Below are 15385 nucleotides of genomic sequence, written 5' to 3' on the forward strand. Positions count from 1 at the left end.
AAAAATATGTTTTTTGTACGCGACCATTTCATCATTATATATGTTTTATAATAATAAAAAAGACATTGTCTTTTTATCAAAGACAATGCTTTTTTAGTTTTATACTTGTACTTGTTGTACTTGTAAAACTTTTAAAGTAAGATCTAGTACAATTTTTTCACGAAGAGTATCAAATGGTTCGTTTAGGTCTGTTGGACAAGGTGAAAAGTCTAATTCAAAAAATTGAGCGCTGACTAATTCGCAATACGGTTGTTCATTATAAAAAACTGTATTTTCGAAGAAGTATTTGTCTAAACGTGGTAGATCACCATTTTTAGGATTAATAAAGTGAGAAGTAGTATCTGAGGAAGCAGCCACTATAGCTTGTGATAGAAAATCACCAGCTGTTAAATCAGCAAAACCAGAAAATGGAACATTAGCAATGCGGTCATATAGCACACCATTACACTCGTCATTTGCATATTCAATGTTTTTACGAATATATCCTTGTACAAATAATTTTGCTCTTGTAACTCGGCGGTAAGGTGTACCTGGTACTGGAGTAAATGCTACAGGAACTAACTTACATTGTGTTAAAAATGCATTTTTTAAGATACGTTTAATTTCAACCGCTGGAGGATCTAATGAAATATCAGATTCTACAACAATTTGAATTGTTCTTTCTGCTAATACAACCGGTATTTTTACAATTGGCGCTCCCGGAGTAGTAATTGGCGTTACAGGTGCATCACTTAATGGTGTTTGGGTTTGTCCTACTACCTGACATGGTACATTAATTGGACATTGTTCACTCATATTTTATAATCTCCTTTATAATAAAATTTAGAGTTTTTTAACTCTCTTTACTGTATATGTACTTTTTCTATTAATGCGTGGGTTTGTATCATAGTCACTTTTATCAATTGCATAGTAAAAGCTTCAATTCCTCTTGATAGTTAAAAATACATAAATTAATATATGGAGCCTATACTGATATCTACCTATATAAAATAGAATTTCTCGACTTTTTTATGATAAAGCTAATAGGTGTTCCAAAATTAATTTTTCAAGAGTCTTTTATTCTATCTAACAAAGAATACATTTAATAAGAACCATCTGCCAACTTAATACTATCCACAAAACAGAACATCACGACTATTGTCCCCTTTATAAAAAATAAAAACCGGCTAAAAAAGCCGGTTTTTGTACTCAATAGATTATAAAATCTCCTTATTATTGAAATAATCATTTTATCCCCTAATATTTCCATAGGAGTTTTTAACAATGCTATCGAAACATTCCAGTCATTTGTCTTTCCCTTTTTAAATTCTTTATTTTGTACAACTCTTACAATCTCTGCTCATTCATCTATTATCCACAAAATAAGTATCATACGCCTTATCAAAAACATATCCTAGCTTTTCTGCTAGTTTGGCAGATGTCGTATTCGCTGCATCCCAGTTTGGGTATTTTCCCTTTTCTAAACAATCCAATATTAACGCTGCACTCACTACGGTCGCCAAACCTTTTCTTCTATGGTTCAGATCCGTCGCAACTTCAATTTCTATCCCCTTATCGTAAATACTATACGAGGATGCACCGCATATAACTTCTCCATTATACAAAATGCTATAACCTATACCTCGATTTAAATAATCTTCTACCGATTGAAATTGACTTGTAAAGTCTTCAGAAAGCTTATGTAGTGTAGAATTATTTGCAATATGCTCATCTATTCTTCTTAACTCGTATCCTTTTGGAAGTGTTGATATAAAAGATTGTAATTTTGAACGGTCAAAAACTTCCGAATTACGTTTGAATTTATAGCGTAAAAACTTATCTATTTTTCTTTCATAAAATGTTTCTAAACGCTTTTTCCATTCTTCACTATTTACGATTACTAACATTTTTTCAGGAATATTACGTAATAACTCTTCTGTTTCTTTCACATTTGGATCTCCAGTATAAAATGTGAAAATCCCTACTGTAACTTGTGCTACTGTTGGATTTTCAAGATCGTTTACCCAGGCTCTTCCCATATGTCCTTGTAAATAAGAAAGTAATATAACATTATTAAAATCTTCGAACATGGAAACTAATTTTCTTCTAGTATATATATTCGCTTCATATATCATTTACATTCCTGCTTTCTACAAATCAATATAACTCTACATTTTCATGAGGTAACTTATACCCTTTTTACACATCCATTTATTCGGCATATAAGCAAACACCCCTTAGACTTAACTTTCATATAATTATAAATTATTCACAAATACAAAATCATTATAACATCAAATCAAAAAATAAAAATTCACTTTTTCAATTTTAAAATATATATATCTTATTATCCAAATAAAACATATTTTTTGATAAAATTTTAACATATACCCAATCCAGTCGAATCACTGTAAGATTGATTTATAAATAAGCTTTTTAAGGGGGATTATAAAACGACTGATTTCTATTCTCGTCTTTCAAAAAGTGATGTCGCTCTTATGCGTATGGCTCATGGCGGGGTTCAACTAATGAACTGGTTTAGCATTGCAGCAGAATTACAGTGTGACTGGCGAAATGATGTTGAAGGCTTTGGAGCTTTACTTGCTAAACACCTTCCAAGTTATCAAAATATCATAGGAAGCTATATGGGAGCTCAAAAGGAATTTAGTAAATAAATTACTCAACTTTTGATTAAACATGCTATCAAGTTTGGATAACTATGTAAACACAATAAAAATAGCAACAGCTATGTACATAATTAAGAAAAGGGCTGCTTCAATAGCCCTTTTCTTAATTGCTTTATCAATATTGTATGCTCTTCCGTCACTTTATTTAAATCAATTACATACTATTCCCCTAGCTTTTCTGTAATAGCTTCTTTCATATTTTGCTGCAAAAGACCGCATTATAGGAGATTATCCATAACAAATCATAGTACAACTAACCACTCTATTTACTTCTAACACCGTACATACGACAAAAGTGATTTTCCCGCCGCTATAACGCTCCTATTATATGTAAAAACCCTCCTGTATTTTAAGAGGGTTAATCAATAGATACGTTATAACTCCTTCTTAGAAATAAAGGATTCCGTCTCACCATTTTTATATACTTTAGTCAATTTAACAACTGATTTGTACGTGTTATCATCATCGTTTATCATTTTTTTTAGCTCTTCTATTTCAGCATTACCAGTTCCACTCTCTATTTTTAAGCAGTTCGAAATGGAAAGGTATCCGCTTGATGCCAATATAAAAATAAAAATCGTATCAGGAAAATTAATAAATAACAACCCGTAGTTTAAAGGATCTCCAGCTGGATGTGATAAAAGCAGTCGAAAACCTACCAGTTCAGGCACTTGAACGAAATCTTTAGAAACAATTGCCTCACCTACTATAGTAATTTGCTTTACTACATTCCCGAGTTCATCTGTAAATTCAGTACATCTAGGTGGATTAATTGTGGTTGCTTGGAAAGACACATTTAATTCAGGATTGTTAAAATCAAAAAAGATTGTACTACCCTCCGTTAAACATTGCGGGCAAACATTTCCTAGCAAGCTAAAGTCCTCTTCAATAAATTTAACTTTCGTTTTACAACTACACACTTTTCCTATTCGAATCGCATCAATTTTTGAACAGTCTACAAATATTACCTCATTGTCTTCTTGTACAAATGATACAATGCCCTTCCTCTTGTTAAATGAAAGAAAATAAGATACATCGATTTCGTTTCCAGCTATTACGATACTTTCAACTTGAGTAAAAGGTTCTAGACTTTGTAAAAATTCACATATACTATTTTGGCAACACCCACAATTTCGTTTCGGCTCGCAATCCACTTACATTCAATCCTTTCCCTATATGTTTTTATCTAATACATATAATATGAGCGGAAGATAAGAAAAGGTTGGACAATATAATATTAACGTAAGGAGATAGTTAGCTACTCATTAGGTTAATAAGGGATTTACACCAATAATAAGTAATAACACATATTTTTTACTATAAATACATATAACAATTTCATCTTTCATGAAAAAAACGTTATAATAAGGTGTAGCCTCTACGATTACGTTATAAAGGAGATTAAAACAATGGCTAAAATTAAAGTATATCAAGCAAAAGAAGAAAATATGGACGCAGTAAAAAACATCATTGATGTTGAGGAACAAAACCCAACTGCTGAAAACTTACAAAATCTATACGCATGTGTATTAGAAACTGAAGATATGGCATTGCCTGAATCATACATTGAAGAAGATATCTTAATTGATTCTATGGAAGTTATGGTTAATGCTTCTCAAAGCAAACTAAGAGACTTAGGTACATATGATGTAATCGAAGTTCAAAACAAAGGTAAAAAAACACAAATTTTATTATTAGCAGACGAAGAATACGAAATCATCGAAGGCTAATCTAACACCGTACATACGACAAAAGCTCCTTTCAAATTTGAAAGGAGCTTTTTCATTAAGATTTTGATGCTTCACTCTTTATATTCTTTTGTTCTTTCTGAAATACCATGCGTTCATTTCCCATAAAGAAAATGAATACGAATGCTAAAACAGCTGGTACCAATGCCCACATGAATGTTTGAACAATTGAACTAGAAAGAGCGTCAATAATTTTATCTAATATTTGTGGCGGAATTTGAGATCTAGCCGATTCTGATAAAATGGCTCTTGAATCTCCTACAGCATTTGAATTCATTCCCCCGCTCATACCTTTAAATGCTTCTTCTAATTGATCTTGGAAACCTGTTCTTTGGATCATTCCGAAGATGGTAATACCAAGTGTCATACCTAATGAACGAATAAAGTTACTCGTTGAGGTCGCAGATCCGCGCTGTTCCATACCGAAGTTGTGAATTGAAGCCATGCTTAGTACAGAGAATGAGAAACCAACTCCGAATCCGATAATAATCATGTAAACCGTTAATAATGCCCGACTTGTTTCTGGCGTTAACGTGCTTAATAAGAATAATCCGATTAGCATAATAACAGCAGAAATAATCATAATGTTTCGGTAGCTAAGCTTTGTCGTTAAAAATCCGCCTAACTGTGCTGTTACGACTGACCCTAACATCATCGGTAAAAGTAACAATCCTGAGTTTGTTGCAGTCCCACCATATACACCTTGAATAAATAACGGAATGTACACAGTTGCTGACATAAATGCAGCTCCGTAACATAATGCAATAATTGTACTCATTCCAAACAGACGTTGTTTAAACATCTCAAATGAAATGATTGGCTCTTCTACTTTTCGTTCGATATAAATAAATGCGATTATTAAAATAGCGAATCCAGCAAATAAACTTAAAATAAAGCTAGAATCCCAATCATATTTTTGTCCGCCAAGTTCAAGTGCAAACATTAAAGAAACTACTGCACCAACTAAAGTAATTGCGCCGAACCAATCAATTTTTTGTTTTTTATGAACTCGTGATTCTTTATAAAAGAATGTAATAAAAATAAGTGCTAAAATGCCAAGCGGTAAGTTAATATAAAATACCCAGTGCCAACTAATATAATCTGTAATATATGCGCCAAGTAATGGCCCGAAAATACTTGATAATCCAAATACTGCTCCGAATAATCCACCCATTTTCCCACGCTTTTCAGGTGGAAAAATATCAAACACGATAGTAAACGCGATCGGCACTAATGCCCCGCCGCCAATACCTTGAATGGCACGATAAATGCCTAATTGTGTAATATTTTCAGCAGTCCCACAAAGTGCCGAACCAATCATAAAGACGATTAAACCGAAAATAAAGAATCTCTTTCTTCCATACATATCTGATAGTTTACCGAAAATCGGCATACCTGCCATTTCTGCGACCATATAGGCAGAAACGACCCATACAAAGTTTTCAAGACCTCCTAAGTCACCAACGATCGTTCCCATCGCTGTTACGACAATGGTATTATCCATTGATGCCATTAAAATACCTAGCAATAAGCCCGCCACAATAAAGCCAAGCTTATTATTCTTCTCAACCATATCTCTTGCTCTCCCTCGCATTACTTATATTTGTTTATGTTCTTTTACGACTGCATTACCTTTTTGGTTAAAACTAGTATGATATTCCACAACACTAATTTCACAGCCAGGACCAATGGTAACGTTGTTTCCTCTTACTACTTCAGCAATTGTATGTTCTAAATAAATATCATCCCCTTCAACAATTGAAGTTTGGAGGTTTCCAGCATGACTAGTAAAAGGAATAAATCTTGATTTCTTACGCACTGTAATCTTTTTGCCACCGATTTCTCTTACTTTACTTCCTTCATAACGAAGTGAGATTTCAATATGTTCAGCATTAAGCAAACCATCACTTTCAAGACCACCAGTTAGTGATAATTCTTCTACTTCAATATCTCCCTTCACATTTAAAGCACCTTTCACATCTACGAAATCACCTGAAAACTTCCCTGTAACATCAATCATACCTCTAATTTTTGTTTTTTCAATATGAGCATCACCATGCATTTGTGTATTACCATATACTTTTACATATGCTGCATCTACATTTCCTTGTACTTCACTATCTCCATACACGACATAGTTTTTAACTTTCATATTGCCACGCACATCACTTGTGCCATATGTTTTAAACTCATTACAACTCATATCATTCGCAATTGTCCCTTCACCGCGAATCTTCACTTTGTTATAATCTCCGCCCGCTGAATTACCAGAACCATTTACTGTGAGACTATGTTGATGTTCCATACTGATTACCCCCCTCCGTTAAACTTGCTTAATTTCTTTTACATTTGCGCTTTTATCAACAGTAATAACACCGCTATATTCAATCAGTTCAATCTCACAGTTCGGTCCTACTGTTACATTGTTTCCTCTTACTGTTTTTATGTGAGCATAATCAATATCGATATTGTCACCTTCTAACAATTCAGCTTCTAACTGCAAGCCAAATACTGATTTAAATAGTCTACTAAATGTACTCAATCTATGTCTTACTTTAATCGTTTGGCCACCAATTTCTTTCGCTCTACATGTACCGTGAATATTTATATTAATCTCATCTGCGCTTAATAAACCACCGATTGTAAATTGTCCTTCTGAAGAAAAAATATCAACTTCACAATTCCCATCAATCGTCGCTTGACCGTTGATTTTAAATTCTTCACCCTTAACGTTTCCACCTATCGTACCTTTTCCTGCAATTTTTAAACTATTCGCCTTTACATCTTGTGTAATTGTTGCTTTCCCATCAATTCGCATCGTTTCTGTATTAACTGTACCATCGACTTTACCTGATCCACTAATTCTTGCGTTGCTACTGTTCAAATCACCAGTTACTGCACCATAACCATTACATTGAAATTCATCACATTCAACATTTCCGTTCACAGTGCCTTTTCCATTTAGTTGTACTTTATGAAATTCACCGCCATTGGATGAACCGTAACCATTTATAATTAAATTTTCTGTACGCATTATTTCTCCTCCACTACAACAGTTTAGTTTTTAATGCTTCGGTATACTTCATAATCGCTTCTCGTAAAATAATCTTCGTTCCCTTTTCAAAAATTAAATCCTCAATATTCGATACTAAGAAACATGTAGAAATCCCTATTTTTCGAATCATAACTAAATCACAATTTTTATGTTTGATTGCTTCATAATTTTCTCGTAAAACTTGCAGAACCATTTTACCTTCTTCTAAACTAACTTCTCCTGATTGTAGTAACTCTTCTAACATATACACATAAAGAATATCTACAAATCGAAAGTCTGCCGTTTTGTTCGTTTGCTCAATAAAAAATTGTAAAACAGGTTCTGATGTAATCCCTTTACGGATGAGATCTTCTTTCGTTAAAAGGATTTCTGTCACACTCGGTGAAAACATATTTGCTAATTCATCTAGTGATAAATCTTCTTTCATCGTTTGGATTTTATCAATACGCTCTAAAATCTTTTCTTTCGGAAAAAATGTCTCTTGACCAGTAAATGTTGACTTTCGTACAAACCAATCTTCCGGAATTAAATTTTTTCTCTTCCACCTATATAACTGTCCGTATGAAATACCTGTAAGCTCTAATAATTCTTTTTTTGAAATTAAATTTGTACTCAACTGTGTAACACTCCTTCCTAATAACAATGTAACATAACACTGTTACGCTGTAAATGGAATTATACTACAAGTAGCGTAACAATGTGTAAAACAAACTTCTTTCACATAGAAAAAAGGCTCTGACACATCTTCTGAAAAATGCGTAAGAACCTATATATATCAAGACTTAAACCATATTTCATAAAAATCAATCCAACCTTGCGAATTAATCATTATATTTTGTACTTTTTCATGAGTACTTACCTCTTGTTTGTTACGATATAAAGGAATAATATGAATTTGACGTAACAATGTGTCCTCAAGATCGCGTAACAGTGTAACTCTTTTCTCTACTTGTTCTTGTTTAAAATAAGGGGACAAGATTTCGTGAAAGTTCATGCTGCTATGCCCATGAATAAAACTGTTTTTTGTCAGAAACATATATAGCAAACTATCTTCTATTCGTTCACTAATTGTTGCGCTATCATGCATGATATCAGCTTTTTGTATCGTACTTATTTGCAATAGTTCTTCTATTTCAAGAAAATTAATCTCTACACAAATTCCATACTTCGCGCACTCTTTTTGTATCCATTGTGCATCTTCAACGTGATCTCGTCCTTTAAATGTATACAGTTGTAGCACTTCATTATGATAAATACTTCTTTTCATTAAACTTTCTATATCTTCCTCTATCTCTACTATGCTGGCCTTTGCTGATATTAGTTCCTTTGCCACTTCTCCACGTTCTCCACCGAGTTCTTGAACGATTATATCGCCATGAATGATTTTATATAACGCTTTCCGAAATAACTTATCTTGCATTGGTCCTTCTTTCGTAAGATTGCATGTTACATAAGTCACGTTCGACTCAAGTCGAGACAGTTCTTTATTATGTTTCTCTTTATCTTTATACTGTGCCTTTACTAAAACATCATATGTATCTACACTTTGTTCTACATTCCACAACTCAACGCGATCTAGAAAAGGTCTCTCACGAAAATATAAATGATGCGCTTCCAGTATAAACAGATCTTCATTACTTTTGTATAACTGAAAAGGTCCTGTCCCCATTAATTTTCCTGCTTCATCTTCACTTACGATAGAACACTGTTCTAAACTTAGCATATGTAAAAACATCATATTTTCCGTATGTAATTTAATTTCTAAAACATATTCACCTACTGCATGAAAACTTTCCACATGCTGTAACATCCATGCGTGCGGGTTGTCTACAGCTGTCATAAATCGATTCAATGAATATATAACATCATGTGCAGTAAGGCGTTTTCCATTATGAAAGTGAACTCCTTTTCGTAAATAAAATGTCCATATTTTTTCTTCATCATTATATTCCCAGTGAAAAGCAAGTCTCGGTTCAATAGCAGTTCTTTCTTCATTGATATATACGAGTGTATCAAAAATATGTTTAACCATATGACATTCCGAGCGCATTGTAGCGTAAACTGGATCTAAAGCGATGTCCAGATTCATTTGTACTTGTAAACGGAGTACATCTTTTCTCCCTTCAGAAGTCATTTCAATTTTATGACCAAACATAGAATCAACCCAAGACTGGTATTCTCCCTTTACTGATGGAAAATGTGCGCTATAGCGTTCCACAAATGAGATCCCGCTTTTCACATTCCCTTTTTTCGTTATTTCTTTTCCTCTATCTAAAATCAATGGTGCCGGATTCTTTTTAAATATTAATTTAGAACGATTTCCTCTCCCGCGACCTGGAAACCAAGCGATCCAATGTAACTCTTCTAATTTTTTTATAATTAATTTACTATTACGCTCTGTACAAAATAAAGTTTCAGATATATTTTGCACTGTTATCTCTAATTGTTCTCCTTCTCGTTTCCCTTTCCCATAGGCAAACCATAATTCAATGTATTGATCTAAAATAAACATCATAATCCCCCTAAAAGGTGAAAAATACTCCCTTTTATTTCTACCCTTTTTCCATTTCTCCTTTCATCTTATCATTTCAATATAGAAAGGAGGAAATCAAATTGAACCATCTCTTACTACGTTACAATAAACCTATTATCATTAGACTGTGTGGTGAATTATTAACCCGAACAACGGAATCAATGTTAACCCTCATTATGATTATATACGTTAATAAGATGTTAAACGGCAATATAATGATGACTATGCTTATTTTCGGACTACAACCACTTTCAGACATTGTCTTTACACTTATTGCTGGAGGCGTTACTGATAAATATGGGAGAAAAAAAATTATGTTACTCGGCCTATTGCTGCAAGGTGTTGCAATCGGTAGTTTTATTTTTGCTCAATCCATTTTTATATTTGCACTGTTATACGTCATTAATGGTATTGGTCGTTCTTTATACATTCCAGCTCAACGTGCGCAAATTGCCGATTTAACAAAACAAAAGCAGCAAGCAGAAATTTTTGCTCTCCTGCAAACGATGGGAGCAATTGGATCCGTAATCGGTCCTTTAATTGGTGCTATCTTTTATACTACTCACCCTGAATATTTATTTATGATGCAAAGTATTACACTTATGATATATGCAATAGTTGTTTGGACGCAGCTCCCAGAAACTGCTCCAGCAATTACAACGCCAAAACAAAAACTTGAAGTAGCATCATCTCCAAAACAATTTGTACGCAAACATTACGCTGTATTTGGACTTATGGCTTCTACACTTCCTATTAGCTTTTTCTATGCACAAACGGAAACAAATTATCGTATTTTCGCAGAACATGTATTTCCGAATTTCGTATTCATACTCGCATTTATTTCAACTTGTAAAGCCATTTTGGAAATCATTCTACAAATTTTCCTCGTAAAATGGTCTGAACGATTTTCCATGACGAAAATCATCCTTATTTCTTACGCCTGCTATACGATAGCCGCAATTGGCTACGGGCTTTCAGCAACAATCTCGTCACTATTTTTCACATTACTCTTTTTAGTCATTGGAGAAAGTATTGCTTTAAACCATTTATTGCGATTCGTTTCAGAGATCGCTCCTACAGATAAACGTGGATTGTATTTTTCGATTTATGGCATACACTGGGATATATCTCGAACGTGCGGTCCTGTTATTGGTGCAGTATTATTAAGTAAACTAAACGGTAATATGCTATTTTATATTTGTGCATGTTTCTTAATAGTTGGAGGTATTGTTCAGGCACTTTTTGTTCAAAATTTAGAACGTAAAAAAATAAAGGGAAATGTCCAAAAAGATAATTCGCAACATACCCCTCAAGTTTTATAGGATGCTACTTTTTTAATAGATCGATATCTCTTATTGGATGAATTATAAAAAACGTTATCCTTCCCTATAAATCTATAGGTAGATAGCGTTTTTTTACTTACTTTGTATTTTTTTCAAAAATATAATTGAATTATTTCGCCATATGAAAGTATGTATCATAAGGTCGGAAACATACCTTGTTTACAATTGAATACACCTCACTTTTAAAATAATTGAGGTGTTCTGGAGATTATTTGATTTTTTATCCTGCCATTTTATTAATACTATCCTCTGGCGAAAATACCGAAATATGATATACCTTACCGATCAATTTTGGAATGATGAATTTTAACTCGAACTGATTGTTTACTTTATATACATATATTTGATCTTCACCATTTACTTTAACTGAAGTTGGTTTTCCTAACGCCTTTTCAATTTCTTTTAATGTAATTGACTTTAGTTCTGTTTGATATGAACGTACATCAAAAACTTGTGATCCTTTATTAAAACCGAAGACAACATTTTTATTTGTAAAGGTTGCGTACATTCCGCTCCCTGCTTGTTCTGTTTTATCTGCTTTCCCCCATGCTTTTTCTATTTCTTCGATATCTCCTGTATGAGCAGCAAATGGAACATTAGGTACTTTCCCATCTTTCGCTAGTTCAAATAATTCTTTAACATAGTTAATTGATTTTTGGTTAAGAGTTGGACTTTTTGAATCTGGCCCTGTTGAAGGTTTTGTTGAATCTTGATTTTTGGGGTTATTCGCTGACTCGTTCTCTTTTTGAGGTGCAGTTCCTTCATTCTTTTGTTCCGTATTTTTTTCAGATGTTGGGTTCGTCTGTTTCTTTTCCTCATTATTCGTACAAGCCATCAATGTTAATACACATGTTAAAGTGAACAATATTCTCAAATGCGCTTTCATATTTTACTACCTCCCATTCGTAAACACTCTATAACATGATTTTTATCTCACATTGATTTCAAACAGGTTGAGATGTGTTGTTTTTCCTTACTATACACCTTCTCTTCTTACATGCTTTATCCTTCTTCTATCACCTTGAATAAAGTACGTCACAAAAACGCAAAAAACCAACAGAAACTACGTAACATTTCCCTGCTGGTCTCATATTTTTAAGGTTTGAAATTTAATTACATCATTTCTTATTAGTAAACATATGATTCTCTCTACTCTTGTTTTAATGAAGTTGTATAATTTTTCTTTATAATATCTTTTATATGTATGATAAACGATATAAGGAATATCACTGCTAATACACCATTTATCCAATAATATGTATTTTCTTCTGTGTATTTATTATAAAACGATTGAACATTAAATAATAACAGAAACAGAGAAAACAAAGCAGAGCTTGCTAGCATGCCAAAACTTTTCACGAAATTCACCTCTTTTCTAAAATTTATGACCTTTATAATAATACATTTATATAAAAAGATTTTCAAATAGCAGATGAACTTATCTATACTTTAGTATAAATTAAAAAGAACCTGAAATAATACAGATTCTTTCCAAAATAACATATGTAGATAAGCTTTAAAAGCAAAACTAAGAGGTAAGCCTTACTTTCTTTACGTATGTAGAAATCGTACTTTTTACAGTTTCAAAATTATGAGCAAATGTATTATCTCCACTCAGTGCCGTTATACATGTTAAACTTGCCGCTTTAATAAAATGTTTTACATCTACAAGCATTGAATTAGCCCCCATGAATTTAATTATGCTTATTATAACAGATGTATTCCGATTGAAACATGGAAGAAATAAACAACCCTTCGGAAAATTCCATTTCCCCTCAACTTTTTAGCACACAACATACATGTACCTTTATTATATAATTAAAAAGCTGTCCAATATTGGACAGCTTCAAATATGTATATTACACTTCGATTGACTTACCATCTTCTACAATATGATAAAGTAAGTGCGCTAAATGATGAATTGGACCATATTCTTCCTCTTCTTCATTTGTTTCACCTTGGAATTCAAGATCATTTAAGTATAATGCTAAAAATTGATAGTATAATTGCAAATCAAATCCGTAGCAAGCACTTGGCTCTTCGTGATCTCCTTCATATTGTAACATTAAGTATTGATCATTTCCTTCTGCATCTTCTGCGTCAAAGAATACGAAGAAACCAACGTTTGTATCTAAATCAAATAGATGACGAGTACCTTTTTCTGTTGCTTTATTGAAGTCCTCTTCACTTAATTTATGTACTGTTGTCGCTTTTGCATTATCTTCTTGATGGAAATTTACTGTATATGATTTCAATGCTGACACCTCCTGATTGTATAACAGTAGCATAACAGATTAGGCCATATAATTCAAAGGGACTGCTTACAAATGTAAACAGCCCCCTGTATTCATTTTCGCATCGCCCGGAATATAAAGCTTACGATGAAAATCAAAATAATCGCACCTATTAAGGCTGGAACAATCGCATATCCACCTATAATAGGTCCAAATTTACCAAGTAACGCTGTACCAAGCCAAGAACCGACAATACCAGCAATAATATTACCAATTACACCGCCAGGTACATCCCTTCCAGTAATTAAGCTTGCAAACCAACCTAATATACCACCGACAATTAAAGACCAAATCATATGATAACCTCCTTTATAATTCACCAATCAAACTATAATCAGAAACAATTGCTTACCATTAGTTATGTTTCATTTTTCATAAGTTATTCATACAGCTCAACTATTAGATTATTTGAGAACGAAGCTCACTGGACAAATGATTTTACAACTTCACATTTTACATATTAGGGACAATCAGGCTTTAATATCGTCCTCATAAATTCTTCTTTAAAAACTGGATAATTAAAACCAACCGCAATTTTTTGTACAGGCCTATTATCAAACGTGATTGGCTCAGCTATTTTTCTAAAATCCGCAACACTTTGTCCTCTCGTTACATCATTCGTCGTACTAATCCAAACTGCTGATTTTTTATATTCAAAAATATCATCATTTATAAACGAAATAAACGGCAGTAAATCATGAATAGGACTCCCAGTAATACCCGGGTATTCCTTTTTATAAAAGTTCTCATAATAAAAATCGATCATTGGTTTAATGAGTTTCGCCTGCCCCGTTCCTTCTTTATTAATAATATCAAGCATTTCAGGAGTAATAAGCGCAGCCTGTGTTACATTTAACGGATATATAGTAGCGTTCTGCGCATACTTCATAACAATATTCGCCGCAATTGGATCGCCATAAAAATTCGCTTCAGACACGGGTGTAACATTACCTGGAAATAAGAAAGCGCCTCCCATAATATAATAAGAACAAATACGATTCATTACATTTGGATATAATAAAAATAACGTTGCAAGTGTTGTTAATCTTCCTGTCGCCACAATAACTATATCTTCTGGACAAGGCTCAATTAATTTAATTAATTCACAAAAATTTTCCCGTTTACAAATTCTCATTTCAGGTGGAATAATTGGCCCTAAACCGTGATCCCCATGAATTTCCGGGAAGAATAAAGGCTCTTCAGCTGTCATTGGTCTAGCTGCACCTTCGATGATTTTCACTTCTGTAGCATAGTATTTTTCTAAAAAATATACATTCTCTGTAACGATTTCTCGCGATACATTCCCATACTCTGCGACAATTCCTATAATATCTAATTTACAAGTTTTATTTGCATAAATTAACGCAACTGCATCGTCAATACCAAAGTCTCCAAAAAAGATAATTTTCTTATTAACAATCCTCACCTCTCTTCAGCATAATCTACTATTATTATTATGTGAAAAAGACAAGGCGGTGAAACGATGCAAACTAAAAAAGCCGCCTATTTATTGGCGACTTCAATCTTTTTATAAGACAAATATGCTAATACATTCTTACTTGAATCGTATTTTGGATTGTTTCCTTTTCTCGGTTCTCTCATATGCGTTTTTTCAAATCCAGGAATGTCCGGCATTTTCTCCATAAATTCAAGCATTTCTTCTTCAGTTCCTTCAATACGTACGCGAATCATTATTGCAATTCCTCAATTCTCATTTTCTCAGTACTAAGTATAACGCACTTTGAA

The 15385-nt window shown here is 33.1% G+C and carries 17 protein-coding genes and 1 pseudogene; 3 read left to right on the forward strand and 15 right to left on the reverse strand.

What is annotated here, in order from left to right; translation table 11 throughout:
- Positions 1-99 precede the first annotated feature (99 nt).
- Together MHB70_RS12875 and MHB70_RS12880 are read right to left on the reverse strand one after the other, a co-directional pair.
- On the reverse strand, positions 100-795 hold the full coding sequence (locus MHB70_RS12875) for a CsxC family protein (RefSeq protein WP_001295000.1): 696 nt from the start codon (positions 793-795) through the stop codon (positions 100-102).
- Positions 796-1343: 548 nt separating this feature from the next.
- Complete coding sequence (locus tag MHB70_RS12880) at positions 1344-2114, reverse strand: GNAT family N-acetyltransferase (RefSeq protein ID WP_000638747.1); 771 nt, start codon at positions 2112-2114, stop codon at positions 1344-1346.
- A gap of 348 nt (positions 2115-2462) precedes the next feature.
- Between MHB70_RS12880 and MHB70_RS12885 the strand changes: the two are divergent.
- Positions 2463-2654, forward strand: a pseudogene (locus tag MHB70_RS12885) (isochorismate family cysteine hydrolase YcaC); the annotation flags it as partial.
- 386 nt (positions 2655-3040) lie between these two features.
- Here the strand turns inward: MHB70_RS12885 and MHB70_RS12890 are convergent.
- Positions 3041-3820, reverse strand: a complete 780-nt coding sequence (locus tag MHB70_RS12890; RefSeq protein WP_000340387.1) for a BC_2878 family exosporium-associated protein — start codon at positions 3818-3820, stop codon at positions 3041-3043.
- Positions 3821-4075: 255 nt separating this feature from the next.
- On the opposite strand from MHB70_RS12890, the gene MHB70_RS12895 reads away from it, so the two are divergent.
- Positions 4076-4396, forward strand: a complete 321-nt coding sequence (locus tag MHB70_RS12895; protein WP_001062729.1) for a hypothetical protein — start codon at positions 4076-4078, stop codon at positions 4394-4396.
- 55 nt (positions 4397-4451) lie between these two features.
- On the opposite strand, the gene MHB70_RS12900 is transcribed toward MHB70_RS12895, so the two are convergent.
- The 5 genes from MHB70_RS12900 to MHB70_RS12920 all read right to left on the reverse strand — a co-directional run bounded on the left by MHB70_RS12900 (position 4452) and on the right by MHB70_RS12920 (position 9981).
- Positions 4452-5987: an MDR family MFS transporter gene (locus MHB70_RS12900; RefSeq protein WP_000229598.1), complete on the reverse strand. Its 1536-nt coding sequence runs from the start codon at positions 5985-5987 to the stop codon at positions 4452-4454.
- Between the two features lie 24 nt (positions 5988-6011).
- A complete protein-coding gene (locus MHB70_RS12905) occupies positions 6012-6719 on the reverse strand; it encodes a hypothetical protein (protein WP_000401015.1) in 708 nt (235 codons plus the stop codon).
- 18 nt (positions 6720-6737) lie between these two features.
- Entirely contained in the window at positions 6738-7448 is a 711-nt protein-coding gene (locus MHB70_RS12910) for a polymer-forming cytoskeletal protein (RefSeq protein ID WP_001258574.1), read from the reverse strand.
- 13 nt (positions 7449-7461) lie between these two features.
- Entirely contained in the window at positions 7462-8085 is a 624-nt protein-coding gene (locus MHB70_RS12915; RefSeq protein WP_000106212.1) for a YhbD family protein, read from the reverse strand.
- A gap of 159 nt (positions 8086-8244) precedes the next feature.
- A complete protein-coding gene (locus MHB70_RS12920; protein WP_000470187.1) occupies positions 8245-9981 on the reverse strand; it encodes an ABC transporter substrate-binding protein in 1737 nt (578 codons plus the stop codon).
- A gap of 101 nt (positions 9982-10082) precedes the next feature.
- On the opposite strand from MHB70_RS12920, the gene MHB70_RS12925 reads away from it, so the two are divergent.
- Positions 10083-11324 (forward strand): MDR family MFS transporter, encoded by a 1242-nt coding sequence (locus tag MHB70_RS12925; protein WP_001016147.1) that lies wholly within the window; start codon positions 10083-10085, stop codon positions 11322-11324.
- A gap of 241 nt (positions 11325-11565) precedes the next feature.
- Here the strand turns inward: MHB70_RS12925 and MHB70_RS12930 are convergent, their stop codons facing one another.
- The 7 genes from MHB70_RS12930 to MHB70_RS12960 form a co-directional block, all read right to left on the reverse strand.
- Positions 11566-12231, reverse strand: coding sequence for a YjgB family protein (locus MHB70_RS12930; protein WP_000643632.1), 666 nt, complete (start codon positions 12229-12231; stop codon positions 11566-11568).
- Between the two features lie 263 nt (positions 12232-12494).
- A complete protein-coding gene (locus MHB70_RS12935; protein WP_000834516.1) occupies positions 12495-12704 on the reverse strand; it encodes a hypothetical protein in 210 nt (69 codons plus the stop codon).
- A 169-nt stretch (positions 12705-12873) separates the two neighbouring features.
- A complete protein-coding gene (locus tag MHB70_RS12940) occupies positions 12874-13020 on the reverse strand; it encodes a hypothetical protein (protein WP_000959555.1) in 147 nt (48 codons plus the stop codon).
- Positions 13021-13204: 184 nt separating this feature from the next.
- A complete protein-coding gene (locus tag MHB70_RS12945; RefSeq protein WP_000844594.1) occupies positions 13205-13600 on the reverse strand; it encodes a hypothetical protein in 396 nt (131 codons plus the stop codon).
- 92 nt (positions 13601-13692) lie between these two features.
- Positions 13693-13935: a GlsB/YeaQ/YmgE family stress response membrane protein gene (locus MHB70_RS12950; RefSeq protein ID WP_000638302.1), complete on the reverse strand. Its 243-nt coding sequence runs from the start codon at positions 13933-13935 to the stop codon at positions 13693-13695.
- A gap of 164 nt (positions 13936-14099) precedes the next feature.
- Complete coding sequence (locus MHB70_RS12955) at positions 14100-15065, reverse strand: nucleoside hydrolase (RefSeq protein ID WP_001223668.1); 966 nt, start codon at positions 15063-15065, stop codon at positions 14100-14102.
- Between the two features lie 77 nt (positions 15066-15142).
- Positions 15143-15331, reverse strand: a complete 189-nt coding sequence (locus MHB70_RS12960) for a DUF3970 family protein (RefSeq protein ID WP_000621879.1) — start codon at positions 15329-15331, stop codon at positions 15143-15145.
- Between the last annotated feature and the right edge of the window lie 54 nt (positions 15332-15385).

The organism is Bacillus sp. FSL M7-1020, from assembly GCF_038050415.1.
Taxonomy (GTDB): domain Bacteria; phylum Bacillota; class Bacilli; order Bacillales; family Bacillaceae_G; genus Bacillus_A; species Bacillus_A toyonensis.

Bases quoted from the DNA above. Each gene is read 5' to 3' on its own strand.
- MHB70_RS12875 (WP_001295000.1), bottom strand. From the start codon at position 795: ATGAGTGAACAATGTCCAATTAATGTACCATGTCAGGTAGTAGGACAA.
- MHB70_RS12880 (WP_000638747.1), bottom strand. From the start codon at position 2,114: ATGATATATGAAGCGAATATATATACTAGAAGAAAATTAGTTTCCATG.
- MHB70_RS12895 (WP_001062729.1), top strand. From the start codon at position 4,076: ATGGCTAAAATTAAAGTATATCAAGCAAAAGAAGAAAATATGGACGCA.
- MHB70_RS12900 (WP_000229598.1), bottom strand. From the start codon at position 5,987: ATGGTTGAGAAGAATAATAAGCTTGGCTTTATTGTGGCGGGCTTATTG.
- MHB70_RS12905 (WP_000401015.1), bottom strand. From the start codon at position 6,719: ATGGAACATCAACATAGTCTCACAGTAAATGGTTCTGGTAATTCAGCG.
- MHB70_RS12910 (WP_001258574.1), bottom strand. From the start codon at position 7,448: ATGCGTACAGAAAATTTAATTATAAATGGTTACGGTTCATCCAATGGC.
- MHB70_RS12920 (WP_000470187.1), bottom strand. From the start codon at position 9,981: ATGTTTATTTTAGATCAATACATTGAATTATGGTTTGCCTATGGGAAA.
- MHB70_RS12930 (WP_000643632.1), bottom strand. From the start codon at position 12,231: ATGAAAGCGCATTTGAGAATATTGTTCACTTTAACATGTGTATTAACA.
- MHB70_RS12940 (WP_000959555.1), bottom strand. From the start codon at position 13,020: ATGCTTGTAGATGTAAAACATTTTATTAAAGCGGCAAGTTTAACATGT.
- MHB70_RS12950 (WP_000638302.1), bottom strand. From the start codon at position 13,935: ATGATTTGGTCTTTAATTGTCGGTGGTATATTAGGTTGGTTTGCAAGC.
- MHB70_RS12960 (WP_000621879.1), bottom strand. From the start codon at position 15,331: ATGATTCGCGTACGTATTGAAGGAACTGAAGAAGAAATGCTTGAATTT.